Origin of the sequence: Sphingopyxis terrae subsp. terrae NBRC 15098 (assembly GCF_001610975.1) — a bacterium.
In the GTDB taxonomy this organism is placed as follows: Bacteria; Pseudomonadota; Alphaproteobacteria; order Sphingomonadales; family Sphingomonadaceae; genus Sphingopyxis; species Sphingopyxis terrae_A.
Genome location: NZ_CP013342.1, coordinates 75,758 through 96,722 on the forward strand (window position 1 = coordinate 75,758; position 20,965 = coordinate 96,722).

General features: G+C 66.7%; 15 protein-coding genes. 7 read left to right on the top strand and 8 right to left on the bottom strand.

Annotation, left to right across the window (positions count from 1 at the left end):
* Positions 1-154: 154 nt before the first annotated feature.
* A complete protein-coding gene (locus AOA14_RS00375; RefSeq protein WP_062900377.1) occupies positions 155-2,875 on the bottom strand; it encodes a protein kinase domain-containing protein in 2,721 nt (906 codons plus the stop codon).
* Between the two features lie 175 nt (positions 2,876-3,050).
* Between AOA14_RS00375 and AOA14_RS00380 the strand changes: the two genes are divergently transcribed.
* Genes AOA14_RS00380 through AOA14_RS00400 form a run of 5 tightly spaced genes read left to right on the top strand, consistent with a single transcriptional unit; the run spans position 3,051 to position 6,729 of the window.
* Positions 3,051-3,803, top strand: coding sequence for a hypothetical protein (locus AOA14_RS00380; protein WP_062900378.1), 753 nt, complete (start codon positions 3,051-3,053; stop codon positions 3,801-3,803).
* A gap of 4 nt (positions 3,804-3,807) precedes the next feature.
* Entirely contained in the window at positions 3,808-4,725 is a 918-nt protein-coding gene (locus tag AOA14_RS00385; protein ID WP_062900379.1) for a hypothetical protein, read from the top strand.
* Positions 4,725-5,456 (top strand): hypothetical protein, encoded by a 732-nt coding sequence (locus AOA14_RS00390; protein ID WP_062900380.1) that lies wholly within the window; start codon positions 4,725-4,727, stop codon positions 5,454-5,456. Before AOA14_RS00385 ends, AOA14_RS00390 begins: the two co-directional genes overlap by 1 nt.
* On the top strand, positions 5,453-5,965 hold the full coding sequence (locus tag AOA14_RS00395; RefSeq protein ID WP_062900381.1) for a hypothetical protein: 513 nt from the start codon (positions 5,453-5,455) through the stop codon (positions 5,963-5,965). Before AOA14_RS00390 ends, AOA14_RS00395 begins: the two co-directional genes overlap by 4 nt.
* 5 nt (positions 5,966-5,970) lie before the next feature.
* A complete protein-coding gene (locus tag AOA14_RS00400; RefSeq protein WP_062900382.1) occupies positions 5,971-6,729 on the top strand; it encodes a thioredoxin domain-containing protein in 759 nt (252 codons plus the stop codon).
* Between the two features lie 68 nt (positions 6,730-6,797).
* Here the strand turns inward: AOA14_RS00400 and AOA14_RS00405 are convergent, their stop codons facing one another.
* Positions 6,798-8,510, bottom strand: a complete 1,713-nt coding sequence (locus tag AOA14_RS00405) for a YadA-like family protein (protein WP_062900383.1) — start codon at positions 8,508-8,510, stop codon at positions 6,798-6,800.
* 245 nt (positions 8,511-8,755) lie between these two features.
* Between AOA14_RS00405 and AOA14_RS00410 the strand changes: the two genes are divergently transcribed.
* Positions 8,756-9,322: an ECF-type sigma factor gene (locus tag AOA14_RS00410; protein WP_062900384.1), complete on the top strand. Its 567-nt coding sequence runs from the start codon at positions 8,756-8,758 to the stop codon at positions 9,320-9,322.
* Here AOA14_RS00410 and AOA14_RS00415 read toward each other — a convergent pair.
* From AOA14_RS00415 to AOA14_RS00430, 4 genes are all read right to left on the bottom strand, one after another.
* Positions 9,319-11,751 carry a serine/threonine-protein kinase gene (locus AOA14_RS00415; RefSeq protein ID WP_062900385.1) on the bottom strand — a complete coding sequence of 811 codons (2,433 nt, stop codon included), beginning with the start codon at positions 11,749-11,751 and terminating at the stop codon, positions 9,319-9,321. The two genes, AOA14_RS00410 and AOA14_RS00415, sit on opposite strands and share 4 nt — an antisense overlap.
* 63 nt (positions 11,752-11,814) lie before the next feature.
* A complete protein-coding gene (locus AOA14_RS00420) occupies positions 11,815-12,381 on the bottom strand; it encodes a hypothetical protein (protein WP_062900386.1) in 567 nt (188 codons plus the stop codon).
* 29 nt (positions 12,382-12,410) lie between these two features.
* Positions 12,411-13,265: a hypothetical protein gene (locus tag AOA14_RS00425; protein WP_202988340.1), complete on the bottom strand. Its 855-nt coding sequence runs from the start codon at positions 13,263-13,265 to the stop codon at positions 12,411-12,413.
* Positions 13,262-14,299, bottom strand: a complete 1,038-nt coding sequence (locus tag AOA14_RS00430) for a hypothetical protein (RefSeq protein WP_202988341.1) — start codon at positions 14,297-14,299, stop codon at positions 13,262-13,264. The genes AOA14_RS00425 and AOA14_RS00430 overlap by 4 nt, the downstream gene beginning before the upstream one ends.
* A 610-nt stretch (positions 14,300-14,909) precedes the next feature.
* On the opposite strand from AOA14_RS00430, the gene AOA14_RS00435 reads away from it, so the two are divergent.
* A complete protein-coding gene (locus tag AOA14_RS00435; RefSeq protein ID WP_062900389.1) occupies positions 14,910-18,260 on the top strand; it encodes a hybrid sensor histidine kinase/response regulator in 3,351 nt (1,116 codons plus the stop codon).
* On the opposite strand, the gene AOA14_RS00440 is transcribed toward AOA14_RS00435, so the two are convergent.
* Both AOA14_RS00440 and acs read right to left on the bottom strand, forming a co-directional pair.
* Positions 18,234-18,863: a response regulator transcription factor gene (locus AOA14_RS00440; RefSeq protein ID WP_062900390.1), complete on the bottom strand. Its 630-nt coding sequence runs from the start codon at positions 18,861-18,863 to the stop codon at positions 18,234-18,236. The two genes, AOA14_RS00435 and AOA14_RS00440, sit on opposite strands and share 27 nt — an antisense overlap.
* A complete protein-coding gene (gene acs / locus AOA14_RS00445) occupies positions 18,860-20,809 on the bottom strand; it encodes an acetate--CoA ligase (RefSeq protein WP_062900391.1) in 1,950 nt (649 codons plus the stop codon). Before acs ends, AOA14_RS00440 begins: the two co-directional genes overlap by 4 nt.
* Positions 20,810-20,965 lie beyond the last annotated feature (156 nt).

Consider the following 20,965-nt stretch of genomic DNA (forward strand, 5'->3'; position numbering starts at 1 on the left):
CAACGATGGCCAGAATGTGCCCGCATGATCGCTCCCTCTCTATCGACCCGGCCCTTCCGCCAGGTGTCGCCAGAGAGCTAGCGAGCGCGATGCCGCAAAGTCTTCACGCCGTTCTAAAGATTATCTCAAGCCAGACCGGCCTTGCGCTCCAGCCTTACCCGCGCAATTGGGCGCGCAGCCGTTGCAACCGCTGTTTGAGTTCGGGATCTTCCGACGCCTTTGCCGCAGCCTCGGCCGTATCGAGCAGCGTACCGGCCTTGGCACGGTCGCCCAGCCCCAGCATCGTCTCGGCCCGCGCCGCGGCCAGTGTCGCGGCGAAATCGGGCCGCCCGGTCAATTCTGCAACCTTGGTTGCATCGACAAGCGAAAAGCTGCGCTGCGCTTGGATGAAGCGATGGTTCGCAAGTTCGCACTCGCCCAGATAGAATTGAATCGCATGGGTCAGCCCGTAATCGGCGCCGAATGCCTGGCGGGCCTTTGCCGCCGCATCCGCCAGGATGGGCAAGGCATCGCGGCGCCGGTTCGTCTGACAGAGAGCCGACGCATAGTCATTCTGGCCGACAAGCGCCTGATGGGACAGCGCTCCGGCCTGCGTGGCCGCCCCCTCCCAGACCCGCTTCGCCTCCACCGCGGCCTCGCCATAGCGTCCGAGGGCGGCGAGGCTTTCGAACCGCGTCGAATGCATCGCCAGCGTGAAGCGATGATCGGGACCGAAGCGCCGTTCGAGCGCGGCTATCAGCGGACCGCTTTCGCGCAGCGCGCGCTCATGTTCGCCGAGCATAGACAGCGCCGTCACCCAGTGCTGCCGCGTCACAAGCGTGTCCGGATTGTCCGCTCCACGTATCCGGGTCGAGTCGGCGACGATAGCCCGCGCCACCGGTTCCGCCTCTTTAACCTTGCCCTCGCGTAGCATCACCAGCGCCAGCGAAGACCGCGCTTTCAGCAGTTGGGTCGGCGAAACGCGCGCGCCCGGCGCCGAACCGATCGCGACCGCACGGCGTATCGCGCGCTCGGCCCGCTCGATGTCGGCGGTGTAGGCATAAGCCCCCTCCGACTGCGCCAGCGCGAAGCCGATACGCCCGCTTTTCGCCCGGTCGCCGAGCGCCTTTTGCTCTTTGGCGATGGCGGCCCCTGCCGCCTCCAACCGTCCAGGCTGGCCCGAAGTTGCGTCCATATGGATGCTGCCGAGCCGGCCCAGGACGGCATCCTCGCTGTCGGCTTCCCCGGCCTTGCCGAACAGCGTGGCGGCGCGCGCATATTCGGTGCGGGCGGTGTCGAAATCGCTGCGCTGATAAAAGGCGCGCGCGACCGCGAGATGGAGCCGCGCGGCGGTGCCCGGCGAGCGGGCATAACGCGCGTCGATATTCGCGCTCGCGCGCTTCATCGCCTCGATGACCGTTTCGTCGGTGCTCGACTTCGCCGGATCGGGGCTGGACAGCACATCTTCGGCGATGAAGGCATAGCTGGTCTCGGCCTGATCGCGTGCCTCCAGTGCCGCACCGCGCTGATGCCAGGCATAGGCCGCCAGCGCGCTCGACGCGATAAAGCCGCCCGCGAGGCTCGCGATGGCGGCGCGGATCCAAGGACGCCGCGCGGCCTGTTTTTCCTCGAACCGCCGCGCTTCTTCGGCGGCCGCCGCCCGCCGCGCCGCCGCCGATGCGTCGGCTCGCCGACGGTCGATCGTCTCGAGCCGGTCGGCGAGATCGGCGGCGCTGGCCAAGCGGAGCGCCGGATCGCCCTCGGCCGCGGCCAAAATGTCCGAGCGCAGGACGGGATCGGCGATGCGGCCTTCCCAGCCGGGCGCCAGCGACGCCGAAAAATCGCCGACCACGAGCTGATAGAGGATCATTCCCAGCGCATAGATATCGCTTTTCGCCGTCGGCATCGCATCGCCGGTCAGCTCGGGCGCGCGATAGGCAAGCGTTCCCGACCGCGGTTCGTCGCGCGCCAGATCGGGGTCGAGCGATCCCGGATCGGTGATTTGAAAGCTGGCGAGCACGCTATCGTCGAGGAGGCGCCCACTACCGAAATCGGCCAGCCGGATCGTTTCGCCGCCGTCCTCGGTCGCGATAAGGATATTCGCGGGTTTCAGATCCTTATGCAGCACGCCCAGATCGTGCATCCGCGCGACCGCGCGCGCGATCATCGCCGCGACCGCAATGCGCGTCTCGACCGCAATCTCCGCCAGCCCGCCCCGCTCGGACGCCCACGCCGTCAGATCGCGGCCGCCATAGCTATATTCGAGGAAGAAGGGCGACGCGTCGAAATTCCATTCGAGCAGCGCGGGAAGCGGGGCCGATTTGCCGAGTCCGGCAAAGAGCAGGCGAGTCAGCGCCGCTTCGCGTTTCAGACTACGCAGCCGGTCAGGCGCATCGGCGAATTTGAAGACGCGCGTCTCGCCGGTCTTGTCATGGCGCGCCAGCCAGACATCATCAGCGCCGCTATCGCCAAGCGCTTCGACCAGCCGCCATTGACGGCGGCCGGGGACCGCGTCGCCGGCGGCAAAAGCAAAGCGCGGCGCCAGCGGGGACTCGACGCTTTCGATCGCAACCGGCGCGGCGAGCTTGTATCCGACCCGCGGCACCGTCTCGACAATCTGCTCGCGCGTTTCGCCGAGCGCCTTGCGCAATTTCGATATGGCCGTGGTCAGCGACCCCTCGACCACGGTGACGCCCGGCCACACCGCATCGAAGATCTCATCCTTCGTCACGACCTCGCCCGCGCGCAGAAGCAGCTCGTGCAGCACTTCGAGCGGCTTGCCCTCGAGCGTTACGGCATGACCATCGACACGCAGCGTCCAGCTGGCTTCGTCGAACTCCGCCCCCGCGAACTTCCAGAGCCTGCGCCTCCGTCGGGAAGAGCTTGATTGCGTCATGGCGACCCCCTGTCCGGTCAACTTTAGAAATTCTTTAGAGTAGCTTCAAGACTTTGAGGACCCACCAAAATAGCCCGTTCGTCACGCGAGGCATCCTTCGCAGGTGCTTCCGCTTTTCAAGCGTCCGGTGCGCGGTCCCACGGGTTCGTCCGCCGGCCTTTTTCGGGGGCGGTATATGAAGGGAAAGATACTCGGGTTCGATGAGGCGACCGGCAAGGGCGCGATATCGGCGGACGATGGCACGCGCCACAAATTCGATCGCGCCGATTGGCGCGGCGGCGACAAGCCACCGACGCCCGGGCTCGTCGTCGACTTCGAGAGCGAAAACGGCGGTGCGCGCGAAATCTATCCCGTCGGCGGTTCCGCGATGGCCGCGCTCGGCACGATCGGGGCCGATCTCGGCGCGCTGACCGAGTCCGAACAAGGGGCGCGGATCGCCGCGTTGATGACCCGCTCGCTTGCGGTTCCGCTGGCGCTTCTCGTTCTCCTTGCCTGTTTCCTCTCCGCGCTCACCTCGCCGGTTCAGAGCGCGACGCTGATCGGCCTTGGCAATGCGATGGACGATCTGGGCCGCGTTGCCGCAGCGAAGGAAATGCTCGGCGGCGGCAAATCAGGCTTCGACACCGTCCAGACGCTGCTCATCCTGCGCTTCGCCGCGCCGATCGCCGCGCTGTGGCTGATCTGGGCCGCATGGTCCGGCAAGTCCGAACGGCTGCCCATGCTGGTCACCGGCGCCGCGTCGATCGTTGCGGCGCTGATGGTCGTCATGCTTCGTTCGGCGATCCTGTCGATGGTCCCCGATTTCGTCCGCGACCGGATGGCCGACGGGATCAGCCTCGGCATCGGCACATGGCTGCTGCTGCTCGCCGGCGCGGCCCTGATTGCCGCCGGACTCGGAAAGCTGCGCAACCCGCTCGCAAAGGACTGATACGATGCCTCACGCCAAGAAATTCCTGGTTGCCGCCGCCGCATTGTCGCTCGCTGGCTGCGGCGGCGGCGATCCCAAGCCGTCTGAAACGCGCGACCTGGCCGCGGGCGAAGGTCCGTCGGGTGCGATGACCTATTATGGCAAGAAGATCGAGGTCGATTGCGGCGGCACCGTGATACCGCCGCGCCCCGAAGGAAGCGCGGTCGACGATCTGCGCGGCCTCCGGCTCGGCGTCCCGCTCGATACCGCAGTCCGCTTCGTCCAATGCCCCGACGGCAAGGAGGCGGACAGCATCCTCCTCGAAGGTGACGGTCCGCAACTGTCGCGCGATCAGGCCGGCCTCAAGATCCGCAGCTTCGTGCGCGTCGCCACGGGCCAGCACAAGGCGCGGTGGAGCTCGACCGATGTGCTGAACTATGACCCGCGCAACCGGCTGGAGCAGGTCGATGCCGAATGGAGCCTCTATGCCGACGGTATGCCGGGGCAGGAGAAGCTTTATGCATTGTGGCTGACCCAGCCCTTCCAAAAGGGTGGCGAGCCGACGATCGCTTCTCAGCAGGCGGCGCTTGAACAGAAATATGGCAAGCCGTCGCTCACCGGCGATCGCGGCGAGATGTTCTGGCTGCGCGGTCCCGATGGCAAGCCGCTACCCGAATTCGACCGCGAAAAGCTGCGCGAATGCAGCGCCGGCATATCGATCTACGGGACGCAGATGAACTGGCGCCCCGACTGCGGGTTGACCATCGTCGCGATGATCGAGCCGGCCTATGGCAATCCGCAACTGGCGCAGGCCGTTCGTGTCGCGATGATCGATGCCGCCGCCTATTATGATTATGAGGTCAACCGCTTCCCGCAAGAGCGCGATGCGTACCGCGCGTCGCAAGCCGCCGATGCCGGCGCCAACCAGGGAGGCAAATTCTGATGCGCCGGATATTTCTGACATCGGTCGCGGCGCTTTGCATCACGCTCACCGCAAGCGGGTGCGGCGACAAGCAGGCCGCGGGCGGCACGGACGCAGGCACCGCGACTTCGGCTTCCAGCCAGCCGGTGACCGCTGCTGCCCAGCCCGCCCAACCTGCCGCCGCGCCGCCGGCAAAATGCGACAGCTACACCGACGACCTCACCGATCGCGACTGGGCGATCATCTATTATGCGATGACCGGCCTTGCCCCACCGCGCGAAAAATGGGCGGACGAGGCATTATCCGGCCTCGACCGGGGACTCGGTGCCGAAGAAGCATGGAAGCGCGCGAACGCGCAGGTCGATACGCAGTGGAATGCGATCAAGGACGTCCGCTGCGTCACCCTGCGCACCCGCGCCGATCCCAAAGACTATGACCCCGGCCTCGGCGGCATCCCGCTAGGTGCCTTCGCACCCGACGCCTTCTATCCCTTCCGCGACGGCGCGATGCAGATCGCGCTCAAGTTCCGCAACGCGGACAAGGCACGCGTATGGAAAATGTCCGCCGACAAGGCTGCGGCGCTCAAGGCCGACAGCTGGCTCGGCAATCTCGGCCTCGTCATCCGGGCCCGCCTCGTCGCTTCGCGACCCAGCGGCAACGGCGGCACGATCGAGGCCGAGGTTGTCGGGTTCGATCTGGAGCCTTCCGAATATAGCCGGATCACTCGCGAAACCGTGATGGTGCAGCCATGAGCCGCGGCCTTTGCATCGCCTTCGGCGCGCTGCTGCTTATGGTTGCGGAACCGGCATCGGCGCAGCAATCGGGCGTTGCGGCGACGCTCGAAAGCGGCGGCCGGACAAGCGGCTGCGTCGAATGGAGTCACCAGACGATCGCCAAGCCGGGGCACAAGAGCCCCGACCAGAAACTCGTCTACTTCCGGTTCGTCAACAAATGCGGACGCGAAGTCAGCGTCGTGCTGGTCAGCCAGACCGATGGCTATGCGGGGCGCGTCAGCGATCATGGGAGTATCACGCTGGCGCCGGGGCAGTCCTATGGCGACGCAAAGACCATCCGTAACTATCTGTTTTTAAATCCGCCGAGCGATAATTTCCTCAACTTCTGGGTGTTCCAGTCGGACGGCCGCTACGATGCCGCTCTCATGCCGAATATGAGCCCCTGCATCCCCGGGTTCCAGCCCGTGCGCAACAGCAAGCGCCAATATCCCGCCTGCCCTCCCCATTTCCGCTATTCGCAGGGATGACCCTTATGCGCCATCTTGCCGTCCTGACCCTCACCAGCCTTTGCGCCGTGCTGACCGCGGCCGCGCCCGCGGCCGCGCAAACTGCATCGCCCGCCGCGACGCAGCGCGCCGACATCGAAACGCTGCAGCGCCTGTATAATGAACGCTTTGTCGCGACACCCTTTGCGGGATTATATCAGATCGATCGCCCCATCCCCTATTCGCCGCGTGAAACCGCGCCGATACTGGTGACGCGCGATGGCGAATACAGCTTCAACAACGGCAAGCTCGGCGCCCAGCACGGCGACACGGGGGCGCCGCTTTCGGGGTCCGAATGGGGCGCGCTGGTGCTGCGCTGGCGCGACCAGATCCGCTATTCGGATCTGATCCAGCAGGGCGGAAACGGCCCGCTCCGCATGCTGCTTCTGTCCGCCTATGACTGTCCCTTTTCGAAGAAGCTGGAGGCCGCCCTTGCCGCCGCCGGGACGCGCTATGCCATCATACCCAGCACGATCGGAACCGCGAGCAAGCCCTTCCTGCCCGACATCTGGTGCAGTCCCGATCGCGCCGCGACCTGGCGGCGCGCCATCGGCACCGGCGCCCTCCCGCCGCGGGCCTCGCGAAGCTGTCGCTACGACCGTCGCTATTTCGAGACGTTGAGCGGCATGTTCGGGGGATCCAAGCCGACGGCGCTGTTCGCCGACGGCACGATCGTCGCGTCGCCCAGCCCCGCCTTCGTGAAGCAAAAGCTGGCAACACTGTCCCGCCAAGGCATCGCCTTTTAGGACCGGGACCCAGCGAAGAGACGGCAGGAGGGTGCGCGCTTCCAGCCGCCCCTCCTGCCGATACCAGGCTAGAATTCGCCGGCGATGCCGACGCGCGCCGCCGTATTCCGGCTCCCCGCATAGGAAACGCCTGCCGTGAAGGCGAAGGGGTTGTCAGTGCCGAACCGGTGCGCGATCGATGCGCCCACCGCCTGCTCACCGCGGAAGGTGGCGAGGTTGAAGGTGTAGCTTGTCTTGCCCGGTTCCGACGGCATCGGTGCGGGGACGAGCGCGACCGCGGCCGCAGTTCCGCGCTGTGCATCGCGGCGGTCGCGATCGGTGATCGCATAGAGGTCGCTGATCTGTGCGCTGTGCGTCGCGGCAAGCGACTGGAGCGCCGGAAGCGCTGATCCGGCCATGCTTTCCAGCGACATCAGACGATTGTCCTGCACGCTGTTTACCGTCTGAATCGCCGCAATCTGGCTGTCCTGCGCCATATTCTGCGACACGGAGGCATCGGCGGTGGTCTGCGCCGCCGCAGCGGCGGTCGCGACCGTCTGGACCTGACCGACGTTCGCCGCATCGGTCGCCGCGGTGCCCGCCGCGACGTTCACGATACGCCGCTGAAAGCCCGCCGAGCCGACCGAGACGGTATTCGCTTCATCGGCAACCGAACTGGAGCCGATCGCAACCGAGTCTGCACCCGACGCTTTCGCGTTCACGCCCAGCGCGGTCGCCCCGAGGGCCGTGGTCTGACTGTTCACGCCCAAGGCGACCGAATAGCCGCCATTGGCGAAAGCCCCGGACCCCGTCGCCGTGTCGCCCTCCTTGATCGCGCGCGCGCCATAGCCGGTGGCAGTCGAGAAATCGCCCCCGGCAGCGGCGCCCTGGCCGAAAGCGGCGCTTGCAAGGCCGCTGGCAAGGCTGTCGCGACCGACAGCGGTCGCGTTTTGCCCGCCTGCCGCGGCGTTGGCGCCGATCGCCACCGATGCCGGCGACGCGATCGTGTCACGACCAATGGCGATGCTGCCATCGGCCAGCGCATTCGCATTGTTGCCGATAGCGATGGCCGACAAGCCAAAGGCGTTGGAGGCGTTGCCCAAGGCGACAGCGCCGTCGCCGATCGCCTGATTGTCAGCGCCGATCGCCACGGCGCCGGTCCCGGTCGCGACATTCGGATCGCCGATCGCAACGGCGCCGTTGCCGGTTGCAGTCTGTCCCTGTCCCAGCGCGACGGCGCCATTGCCGCTTGCGCTGCTGCCGTCGCTTTGCAGGCTGCTATCGCCGCTGGTGCCGCTGCGCACCGCCGAATTGGCGATCGCGGTCAGCGCCGCGGCACCCATGGCGGTATTCAATTGCCCCACATTGACGGCGTCGGACACCAGCGTCCCTGGCGCGACATTGGTGATCTGGCGCTGCAGGCCGGCGTTGCCGACCGATACGGTCGCGCCGCGGTCAGCGACCGATCCCCAGCCCAGCGCAACCGACTGGTCCGCGGTCGCGCTGCTGCCCGTGCCGATGGCGGTCGAGCGCGTTTCTTCGGCAGCGGCGATAAAGCCGACCGCCATGGCTTCGTTGGCCGTCGCCTTGGCCCCGCTTCCATAGGCGGTGGTTCCCGGCGCCGAAGCTTCGGCGCCAAGCCCGCACTCGAGCGTATTTTCGGGGTCGTCAGGCGTGCCGAGAATGCCATCGGCCCCAGCGTTCTGAACGCACGGGACCGTCGCCTGTGCGTAGGCGTTCGGCGTGGCGCCGACGGCAGCAAGGATCGCAAGGGGCGCGGTCGCGCCAATGAGGGTGGTCATCCGTTTCATATCGATCTTTCCTTATGGATCGGCGCAATACCGATCGGTTTCCGGGCGACCCCTCGCGACGACCTTTGGTGGCGCCTTGTTTGCGGTCACCTCGTCGACGCCGCTGAACGCGGCGCCGCGGGTGCAGCATTTGGAAAGACGGGAATGGTCACCCGATCCGGACAGGCGTCGCCTCCGAAAAAGAGGAAATTATCTCGCCGACCGCAAATAAATCAGGCATCTAGGGTGCGTGTTACATGGCGCGTCATGCGGGGAGATGGGCGATCAACGAGGAACCGGGTCGTGCGGGCAGCATCGACGGCGACGCCGACGCGCTCATCGCCACGCTGTATGACGAGCTCAAGATCATCGCGCGCCGCGAACATTATCGCGCGGGCGGCGGACAGACGCTTCAGACGACGGCGCTGGTTTCGGAAGCCTATCTCAAACTCAGCAAGCGCAACAATTGGGAGAGCGAACGGCATTTTCTCGGCTGCGCCGCAACCGCCATCCGCCATATACTGATCGACGCCGCCCGCGCCCGCATGACGGCGAAGCGTGGCGCTCCCGACTATGCCTTTACCGAAAGCCTCGATTCGCTCGCCGCGGCGGCGCCCGAGGACGATGATGTCGTGCGGCTGGGTGAGGCGTTGCAACGGCTCGCGCGCCTCGACCCCAATCTTGCGCAGCTGATCGACTGCCGCTTCTTCGCCGGGATGACCGAGGAGGAGACCGCAAAGGTCCTGGGCGTCAGCGACCGGACGGTACGCCGCTGGTGGCTCCAGGCGCGCGCCTGGGTGCACAAGGAAATGGACGCGGGCTAGCTGGTCAAGCGCCGGCGCAATGCCGCAAAGGATTTGAGATAGGATTCGCCCGGCGCGCCGAGCGTCTTGAATATCTGCTCCGACCGGTCGGCCTCGCGCCGCGCCTCGGCTATCCGCCCCTGTTTCAGACGGATGATCGCCCACGTCCGCGCCGCAATGCCCTGCGGCAGGCCGACCGGTCCCATCGCGTCGATCCGCAGCGCAGCTTCGGCAAGCAGCGCTTCGGCCCGTCCGGTGTCGTCCGCCTCGGCCAACGCTTCGGCAAGGCCCAGCGTGATGACGAGCGTCGGCACCGCGTCGGGGCCGAGATTGTCGATCGCCATCGGCCGCGCTTCGCCAAGGACGTCGCGCGCCGCGGCGAATTTGCCCAGCGCCAGTTCGGCGCGCCCAAGTTGCAACAGATCGACCGCCAACGCCGCCGATTTGCCGAACACCGCGCGGCGCCGGTCGGCAACGCTGCGAAACAGGCGTTCGGCCTCGGCGAGCCGGTCGAGCTTCATCAGCCGCACGCCTTTCAACTGCTCGATCGCCAGGCCCTGCGCGCTGCCCTGTTGCCCCGTCCGCGCGAGCGCCGCGTCGGCGGCGGCAAAGACCGCGGGCATCGCATCGAGCCGGTTCGCCTCGACCATATAGACGAGCAGGTTATTGTAGCGGGTCAGCAGTTCGCGATGATCCTCGGCATAGACGCGGTCGGCGTCGGGCAGGCTCGATTGCAGCAGCCGGATGGCGGTGTCGTAATCGCCCTTGCGCCGGGCGAGCTGCGCCCGGCCGCTCATGCTTTCCAGCCGTTCCTTGCGGAAACGCGCCGGGTCGGCAGCAAAGACGGCGTCGGCCGAATCGAGCAGCGGCGCCATGTCGTCGGTCCGCCCCATTGCGGCGGCGGTCGAGGCGAGGCGAAGCTTGATTTCTGCGGTCGCCACCGGATCGCCTGCGCCGATCCCGCGCGCAAGCGCCTGGCTGAGCAGCGCGTCGGCGCCCGCCGCGTCTTCCAGATTGACGTACAGATCGGCGAGCGTCGTAATCAGCGTTGCCGATTTGGCGCTCCTGTCGACCGACGCGACAAGCTGCGCCGCCGTCTGATCGAGCATCTGTTTGACTGTGGCCTCTTCACCCACCGCGCTGCTGGCAGTGTCGCGAAACATGACGGTCAGCATGCGGTTGATCGATTCCGATCGCCGCGCTTCGGCCAATGCGACATCGCGCTCGATCGCCGTCTGGCGCGCCTGCCACGCCGCCGCACCGCCGCCCGCCACGATAGCGAGGAGCGCGGCGGCTGCCGCTGTTGTCGCGACGCGGTGTCGGCGCAAGTAGCGCCCGATCGTATAACCCGCCGAACCCGAGCGCGCCGTAACGGGGCGCAGGGCCATATGGCTGCGGACATCGTCGACCAGATCGCCGACGCCGCGATAACGATCCTGCGGCGCGCGGCGCATCGCCTTGAGCACGATCGCGTCGAGATCCCCCACGACCTCGCGCCGCCCGAAGGGAAAGCCAGGTGGCACTAGCGCACTCGGCAAGGGCGGATCGTCGTTCAGAATACGCCGGATCACCGACGGCAGCGCCGATCCCGGCTCGCGCCACGGGCTGCGACCGGTGAGCAGTTCGAACAACAAGACACCCAGCGCGTAGACGTCGGTCGCGACAGTGGGCGCGGCATTGCCGAGCTGTTCGGGCGCGGCATAATCGGGGGTCATCAGCGCGACCGTGGTTAGTGCCTCGCCCTCGCCTTCGATCTCCACAAGGCGCGCAATTCCGAAATCGAGCAGCCGCGCGCGGCCGTCGCCGTCGACCAATATGTTCGACGGCTTGAGGTCGCGGTGGACGATCAGGTGGCCGTGCGCATAGGCCACCGCTTCGCAGACATCGCAAAACAGCCGCAATCGCGTCGCAAGATTGGCGCCATGGGTCCGGCACCACGCGTCGATCGGCTCGCCGGTCACATATTCCATCGCCATATAAGGCCGCCCGTCGGGGGTGACCCCGCCGTCGATCAGCCGGGCAATCCCCGGATGCTCGAGCCCGGCAAGCAGGCGGCGCTCGCGATCGAACAACTCGCTGTGCGCGGCCGCTTCGGGGCGCAGCAGCTTGATCGCCACCTGTTGGTCGAACATCCTGTCGCTGCGGTGCGCGGCGTAGACCTCGCCCATCCCGCCGCGCCCGATCAGGTGGTCGATGGTGAAACCGCCGATGATGGCGCCTTCGGCAAGCGAGCTGTACGCGCGGCGCGGGGCGGTTTCGAACGACGACGGCGCCGCACCGTCCAATATCCCCGAATGGCGCGAGGCGGCGAGCAACGACCGTAGCTGACCGGCGATGAAGTCATCCTCCGCCGCCAGCCGACCGTCCTGGGCCGCCGGGTCGAGATCGATCAGTTCGGCGAACAGGGACTGGATATGGCTCCATTCGGACCGGCTCGGCTGCCGCACCATATCGCCCCTCCCCTGGCGCATCATCGCACCTCGGTGCGAACCAGCACCGCTGCGCGCCGGCAGTCAAGCACCAAGTTTATGCGCGAGCGCGACGGCCTGCTCCTTCGACGCATCGCTGGCCGGCACCGTGATGATCGCGAATTTATCCTCGCCGACGAAGACATTGAGCGATTTGGTCATCGCGGCCCAAAAGGCCGCCTTGCCAAGCCCGCCGACCGTCTCGACATGACCGCCGAACCCCTTGAGCGTCTGCTCCAGGCCATTGCGGGTCAGGTTGATCGAACCTTCGCTATTGTCGCCGATCGGCGACCAGCGGAGCATCAAGGCGGCCGAACCGCCATCGGCAAGCTGATAGCTGCACTCGGAGGTGACCGCGGTCGCGCCATCGCTTTGGCTGACATTGCCCAGCCGGGTTTCGGTGACCGCCTGTCCGAGGATCGCCGCCATCGCCGCCTTGTCGACTACGGCGCAGGCGTCGGCGGCATTCCAGTCGGGCGGCGGCGCCGTCCCGCTCTTCGCCGCAGCCGACGAAGCCGTACCCGCGCCATCGCCCTTGTCCGCCGCTTCGCCCCCACATCCTGCAAGCGTCAGCGACGCCGCGACGGCAGCCAGCATGATCGATCTGCTCATCCCCTAAATCCTTTCATTCGCAAATGATGTCAGCGGCACGCGCCGGGCCGGTTCGCCCGCCGGTCCGCGCTCATATAGGTTGCATAGCCAAGGCGGTCGGACTCGGTGAGACCGCGCGCAAAGCCAATCAGCTTGCCGCCGTCGGGGGTCAGCCCGAAATAGCCGCGCATCCGCCGCAGCGCCCCGTCGGGGCCCGTCTCCACCATGTCGAGCGTCAACACCCGGCCGTCGATGTGGCCGGTAACGCGCCCCGCCTGATATTCGTAACAGCCGGTTACCGTATTGCCGCTCTGCGTCAGGTTGAGCGTCCCCCAGCCGCTCCATCCTTCATAGCGTCCGGTGACATCCGGCAAGGTCGCCGTTGCGGTGAGCGGACGGCCATAGCCGTGAAAGCCGGTGAAGCCGGCATAATCATCGCCATAATTGCTCGCGATCGTCAGCCGCACCCAGCGGCCGACGGGGCGATGTTCGGGGTCGAAGCCGAAGCTCTGACCATCCTTCTTCATCTTCAGATCAGCGGCCAGGATCGGCACGAAGCCGCTGCGCGCCGATGTGTCGGACAGTTCGACGCGGATCGCCCGAGGCGACTTTTCGTCGCGATTGAGAAAGGCGGTGTCAAAGGCGATGCGCGACAGTTCGGTTCGCTCCGCCAGTTCGAGCACGAACACGGCGGGCCGCCCCGCTTCGCCCGTCCAGTCGGTCGTAGCCGATCCGTCGATCAGGTTGAGCGGGCTGCTGTCCATCGCCGTAAATTCGGCGTCGTCCGGAACCTGCACCAGCCGCGCGCCTTGCGAAAAGGCGAACAGGTCACTCGCTGGACCCGTTTGGGCGGCAACGGGCGCGGCGAGCGCAAGCGCGAAAATCATTGCTCCAAGATATCTCATTTCTTCTGCTTCCTTTTCTTTGCGGTTTCGACAACCGCGCGCAGCAGCGGCGAAACGCCGCCGGCGACCGGCGCCTCGATACCCACGGCACCGGTTAGCGGATCGATCCGGTCGCCGATCCGGTGCAACGCATCCTCGGCATCGACCGCTTCCGCGTCGCGTTTCTCACCCAGCAAATCGCGCCCCGCCGCACCGGCGCCCAGATCGCCGAAGCGCCGCCGCGCCGCCGCCTGACCGACCGGGTCGCTGCCAGCCGACCAGCCCTCTTCTTCGGGGCGGTCGGGCGCCCCCGCCTTGGCCGCACCATCCGAATTGCCTTCCGGCGGCGCGTCCCGATTGCTCCGATCCGATCCGCCATTGTCGTTGGCGTTGCTGTCGTTGCTGGCCGAGCGATCTTCGCTATCGGCGCCCGACTTGTCCTTCTGGCTGTTCGGGGCTTCGCGTCCGGAGTTGTTTGCCGGCGCCTCATTCTGGTTTCGATCGACCGACCTGTCCGATCCCGAGCCCCCCGAATTGCCCCGCGCGGGAAGATTCCTCGCCGACCCGCCGGTGGTGTCGCGGCCGCCGCCTGCATTTCCATTCTCGGCAGGACCACCGTTCGAGCGCCGGTTGCCGTTGCCATTGGCGTTTTCGGACCGACCGCCGCTAGCGCCGCCGAAGGAGTTGAGTGCGCCCTCGATCCCGGTGCTGCCCGAATTGGTGCCGCCCTGCGCCGAGTTGCCGCCGCTGCCACCGTTGCTGTTGCCGCCCAGCCCGGCCGCCGAATTGAGCAGACCGGCGCTAGCCCCCAAATTGCCGTCGCCGGCAGAATTGCGGCCGGAACCGCCGGTGGGTCCACCATTGCCATTATCGGGCATGACGACCGCGCGATCATAGCCGCGCTCGACATCGGCGGCCGACGCCCCGCCGGCACTGCCAAGACGGGATTGGGGCGCGCCCGCGGCTCCGCTGCGCGGCCCGCCCGCGCCCGGCAAAGCCCGACCCGAACCGTTGCCCAAGGCTGCGGCATCCCGATTGCCATCGCGTGCGTCCAAATCTGCGGAAAGTTCCGGCGTCTGCCCGCTCCCCGCGCGCGCAGCTCGATTGGAGCCTTGCAAAATCCTAGTCGGCTGTGCCGCGACGGTGGGGACGCCACTTGCCCGGCGCGGCGCCACCACCGGCCCGTTCGGAGAGCTCGCCTGCGCCGATTCATCTTCGGGTGGCTCGCTCGCTGCGGCGAATTGTGCGCGGCATTCGGGCGCCGAACCAAGCACGGCAACCAATGCCAATGCGGTCCAATAACCCGGCCTTACCCCGTTCTGCAACGTCTTCCTCCCATCCCGTCCTCTTGTCGGACCGGCGGCACAAGGCATGCGCAGCGATCCGACAAACCGTTAGACGAGACGGCGATGCAAAAGCGGACATGGGCCGCGGAGATCGATGCCCGGTCCGCCCCGTGCCACGCGACGTTTCATCAACGGAAGCGCACGGGTTAGGCCCGTGCCGCGGTGGTAAGGAGTAGGACAAGCGTTGCGTCCGCAGACGGCGAGGCTCTCGATCGGCGCGGCGCTTATCGGCATCGCGCGCCGCCTTCACGATAAAGCCGCTTGCTCCGCTCGCTTTCCCCGATACGATCCCGCGGATTGCCCGAGGCAGGAGCCGACGATGAGTTTGCAGTCCGCGGCGCTGCTGGCGCTGGCCATGATCCTGCTGTTGTTCGTCATTGCGGCGCTCGTCGAGACGCGTGGTGCGGCGCTCGCGCGGCGTCCCGCCCTGCGCCACCGTGCCTATACGCTGGCGCTCGGCGTCTATTGCACGAGTTGGACCTTCTATGGTGCGGTCGGCAGCGCGGTGCGCGACGGGTGGAGCTATTTGCCCATCTATGCGGCGCCGATGCTGCTGCTGCTCGCCGCGCCGCGCTTTCTGCGTCGCCTGTCGGAAGCGGTCCACGAGGAGCAAGCAACGACCGTATCGGACTTCATCGCTGCGCGCTTCGGCCACGATGTCGTCGTCGCGCGGCTGGTGACGGTGATCGCGCTGCTCGGCACCATTCCCTATATCGCGTTGCAGCTTCGCTCAATCGGCGCCGCGCTCAGCATCGTGTCGGGCGCCGAAGTCGCGGCGCAGGCGATGCTGGTCGCGGCACCGCTGCTGGCGCTGTTCGCAATCCTGTTCGGGGCGCGGCGGTTCGAACTCGCGGGTCGCAGCGAAGGGCTGCTCTACGCGATCGGCCTTGAATCGGCGATCAAGCTGCTTGCGCTCGTCGCGGTCGCGGGCGTGGCGGTGGCCGTACTCGCCGCCACCCCGCCGCAACGCGTGATCGAGGGCTTTTCGGCGCTGCAATCGCGGTTCGAGCCGCAAGGACTGACGCTCAATGTCGCGATCATCTTCCTGATCGCGATGCCCGCCATCCTGTCCTTGCCGCGGCAATTCTACATGGGACTGGTCGAAGCGCGCCAGCCCGACGATCTCGTGCGTGCCCGCTTCGGCCTTGCCGCCTATCTCGGCACGATGGCGATCGTCGTCCTGCCGATCGCACTCGCGGGGTTGACCGTGCTTGGCCCGGCGATCGCCCCGGACGTCTATGTGCTCGAACTGCCCGCGGCCGAAGGCTTCGGCTTCGTTCTCGCAGCGGCGTTGCTCGGCGGGGTCAGCGCGGCGGCGTCGATGGCGATCGTCGATTCGACCGCGCTGGCGACGATGGTATCGAACGACCTTGTCTTCCCGACGCTGATGCGCGCGCCGGCGACGACCGAATCGGGGGCGATCGGGCGGCGGATGCTGACGATCCGGCGGCTGTCGATCCTTGCGATCCTGACAATGGGACTCGTTTGGGCTCTGCTCGTTTCGGCACAGGATTCGCTCGCCTCCATCGGCCTCATCGCCTTTGCCGCCATGGCGCAGTTCACCCCGCATCTCATCCTCGCGGCAACCGGCAAGGGCCGCGATTCACTCGCGGCACGCGCCAGCCTTTCGGTGGGATTGGCGCTCTGGCTCTACACGCTCGCATTGCCGCCGGTCGTCCCGACAGCGTGGCTCGACGCGCTGGCGGGGACCGCTATCGATCCGCTGCGCCTGCTCGGGATCGGCGGCGCCGCGCCACTCTCGCACGGCGTCATCTGGAGCGTCGGCGCCAATCTGATCGTCTATGCCGCGATCGCCGCGCGCAAGGTGCAAACGCCGCCGCTGCCGCGCTTCGTCCGCGCGCAGCGGCCGATCACCAACCTCGCCGATCTTGCGCAGCTCACCGGAAGCTTCGTCGGCGAGGAACAGGCGGGCAAGGCCTTTCCGGGCGCCGATCGCAGCCATCCGGTGGACCGGCAGGCGGCACAGCGCGCCCGCGAACTGATCGCGCAGGTCGTGGGTGCCTCTTCGGCACGCGCGCTCGTCGCCTCTGCGCTCGCGGGCGGCCAGCTCAGCTTCCACGAAGTCACGCGGCTGCTCGACGAAGGGGGTCAGAGCCTGCGCTTTTCGCGCCGGCTGCTCGCCGCGACCTTCGAAAATGTCGGCGCCGGAATTAGCGTCGTTGATGCCGACCTCAACCTCGTCGCATGGAACAGCCGCTACCTTGAACTGTTCAACTATCCTCCCGGTCTGGTTCGCGTCGGCGTACCCGTCGCCGATCTCATCCGGCATAATGCCGAACAGGGCGATTTCGGACCGGGCGATGTAGCACATCATGTCGAAAAGCGGCTCGAACATCTGCGCCGCGGGCAGGAACACAGCGTCGAACGGCACCGCAACGACGGCCGCGTCATCAAGATCGTCGGCGGATCGATGCCCGGCGGCGGCTATGTCATGTCCTTCACCGACATCAGCGAAGAAGCCCGGATGCGCGAAGAATTGCGCCGCACGCTCGAGGAGCTCGAACAGCGGGTCACCGATCGCACGCGCGAGCTCAGCGATGCCAACCGCCGCCTCGCGCGGACCGATCAGGACAAGACGCGCTTTCTCGCTGCGGCGAGCCATGATCTTCTGCAGCCGCTCCATGCCGCGCGGCTGTTTACCGCCGCGCTCGGGCGCGATGCGAGCGCGGCGCAGCACGACCTGATCGGCCGCGTCGAAAGCGCGCTGGTGGCGGCGGAAGACCTGCTACGCTCGCTGCTCGATATCAGCCGGCTCGACGCAGGCGGGGTGACGCCCGAACCCGCAGCCATCGCGCTTGCGCCGTTTCTGGGCGATCTCGCCGAAACCTTCCGTCCGATGGCGGAAGCCAAGGGCCTCCGACTACGCATCGGCGCGATGCCGGGCACCGTCGAAAGCGACGCCGGGCTGCTCCGATCGGTGATGCAGAATTTCATCGGCAATGCGGTGCGCTACACCGCGCGCGGCGGCGTCCTTATCGGTGTAAGGCGGCGCGGCGCCGATTGGCGGATCGACGTCATCGACACCGGCGTCGGCATCGCCGAGGCACAGATCGAGGATATATTCTCCGAATTCGTGCGGCTCGGCGAGGTGGAGGTCGAGGGTCTTGGGCTCGGCCTTGCCCTCGTGCGCCGCATCGTGCGGCTGCTCGGCGGGCGGATCGAGGTGCGATCGGCGCCCGGTCGCGGCAGCCGCTTCAGCCTCTATCTGCCAGCCGCCGAGTCCGGCGAAGCGCCGACCGCGTTCCCGAAGATCGCAGCGACGGGAGACCGGGCGCCGCAGTCGCTGCGCGTTCTGGCGGTCGATAATGACGAGCGCATCGTCGAGGCGAGCCTCGCCCTGCTCGCGCGCATGGGCCACGATGCGGTTGGCGCGCGCGGGCCGGGCGATGCTCTCTCAGCGCCGGGACGTTTCGATGCAGCACTCGTCGATTATCAGCTGGATGACGGCGCCAACGGGCTCGACCTGATCGCGCAGCTGCAGATGCAGCACCCCGGTCTCCCAGCGCTTCTGGTGACGGCGGAAAATGGCGCTGCCATGCGCGCCCGCGCGGCCGAACTGGGGGTGACGATCCTTGCCAAACCCGTCGCGGCGGGCGCGATCGAGGGTTTTCTGACGGCGCTGTCAGTGCGCGAGATCGAGCCCGAGTGACCGCGCGACAAGGGCCGCCTGGGTGCGGTTGCGAACGTCGAGCTTGCGCATGATCGCGGTCATATGCGCCTTCACCGTCGCCTCGCTGATTCCCAGATTATGGGCGATCTGCTTGTTGAGCTGGCCGCCGAGCACGGCGAGCAGGACCTTGAGCTGAGTCGGGGTCAGACTGGCGACGGTTTCGCGAATCTCGTCGGTGGCCGAATCCGGCGCGGGGGAACGCGGCGCCGACCGGCGGCCGATCGCTGCCGCAACCGCCGCCTCGATCGCGCCAAGGTCGCTGCCCTTGTGCAGAAAACCGATCGCGCCGAATGCCCGCGCCTCATCGGCAGCCGCCGCGCCTTCGGCGCTCGATACGACGAGGATCGGAACGTCGGGACATTCGGCGTGAAGCAGCGCAATCCCCGAATAGCCGGTCGCGCCGGGCATTTTGAGATCGAGCAGGATCAGCCGGAGATCGGGCGCGGCGGTGGCCGCGGCGACCGCTGTGGCGAGCGTTCCGGCCTCCGCAATCGCGGCCTCGGGCAATATTTTTTCGACCGCCAGGCGCAGCGCCTGACGAAAAAGCGGATGGTCGTCCGCAACGAGGACGGTTCCTGTCACGCCTCCGCCAGCAAGGGCCGATGCGCGAGCAGATGATCGACCACCGTGGGGTCGGCGAGGGTCGATGTGTCGCCCAGATTGCTCACGTCATTCTCCCCGATCTTGCGCAGGATACGCCGCATGATCTTGCCCGAACGCGTCTTCGGCAGCGATGGCGCGAACTGGATGACGTCGGGCGTCGCGATCGGGCCGATTTCGTGGCGCACCCATTGGACCAGCTCCTTGCGCAGCGCCTCGTCGGGTTCGACCTCGGCGTTCGTGGTGACGAAAGCATAGATGCCCTGCCCCTTGATGTCATGTGGCATGCCGACGACCGCTGCTTCGGCGACCTTGGGATGCGCGACGAGCGCGCTTTCGATCTCGGCGGTGCCCATGCGGTGACCCGACACGTTGATGACATCGTCGATACGGCCGGTAATCCAGTAATAGCCGTCGGCATCGCGGCGGCAGCCGTCGCCGGTGAAATAGCGGCCCTTGAAGGTCGTGAAATAGGTCTGGAAAAAGCGCGCATGGTCGCCCCAGACGGAGCGCATCTGCCCCGGCCAACTGTCGGTGATGACAAGGCAGCCTTCACCGGCCCCTTCGATAACGACGCCATCATTGTCGACCAGGGCCGGCTGAACGCCAAAAAAGGGCCGCGTCGCCGAACCGGGCTTGAGCGCGGTGGCGCCAGGGAGCGGGCTGATCATCACGCCGCCGGTTTCGGTCTGCCACCAGGTATCGACGATCGGACAGCGCCCATCGCCCACGACCTTGTGATACCATTCCCACGCCTCGGGATTGATCGGCTCGCCGACGCTGCCGAGCAGGCGCAGTGTCTTGCGGCTGGTCTTCGTCACCCAATCGTCGCCTTCGCGCATCAGCGCGCGCAGCGCGGTCGGCGCGCCATAGAAAATCTCCACCCCGAACTTGTCGACGATCTGCCAGAAACGCGACGGATCGGGAAAATTGGGCACCCCTTCGAACATCACCGTCGTGGCGCCGTTCATCAGCGGACCATAGACGACATAGCTATGCCCGGTGACCCAGCCGATGTCGGCGGCGCACCAATATATCTGCCCCGGCCGGTAATCGAAGACATAGCGGTGCGTGACCGCTGCCCAAACTGCATAGCCGCCGGTGGTATGCAGCACGCCCTTGGGCTTGCCCGTCGATCCCGAGGTATAGAGGATGAACAACGGATCTTCGGCGTTCATTTCCTCGGCCGGACAATCGTCGCTTTGCGCGGCGACCGCCATGTGCCAGTCGATGTCGCGGCCCTCCACCATCGGAACATCCGCGCCGGTACGCCGCAACATGATAACGCGCTCGACGCCAGGGCAATCGGCCAGCGCTTCGTCGACATTGGCCTTGAGCGGCACATGCTTGCCGCCGCGCAGCCCTTCGTCGGCGGTCAACACGATGCGGCTGTCGCAGTCGGTGATGCGCCCGGCGAGCGCATCGGGCGAAAAGCCGGCAAAGACGATCGAATGGATCGCGCCGATCCGCGTGCAGGCAAGCATTGCCACCGCAGCCTCGGGCACCATCGGCAGATAGATGGTCACGCGTTCGCCGCGCTGCACCCCCTGCGCTTTGAGCAAATTAGCGAAGCGGCAGACGTCGGCGTGCAGTTCGCGATAGCTGATCGCGCGATGCGCATCGGCCGGATCGTCGGGTTCCCAGAGGATCGCGATCGCGTCGCCGCGTTCGGCAAGATGGCGGTCGAGCGCATTGGCCGAGAGATTGAGCGTTCCGCCGGAGAACCAGGCGATGCCGAAATCGCTTTCGTCAAAGCTCGTCTCCTTGACGTGGGTAAAGGGGCGCATCCAGTCGATGCACTTCGCCTGATCGCGCCAGAAGGCATCGGGCTGCTCGACCGATTGCCGATACATCGCATGATAGCTGGCGTCATCGACCAGCGCACCGGCCGCCCAGGCGGACGGCACCGGATAAATCGTCTCTCCCATCGCTTGCTCCTTTTGGTCCGCGTGGACTTTTGCCGGTCTGCCTAGCGCAAACATCGCCTGCCGCGCTGTTAGACAAAGGTCGTAGGTCTACGACCATCGTCCGGATGGCGCCGCGATGGCGCGCGCCGCACTCTGCCCCGATCCCGAGGTGAACAT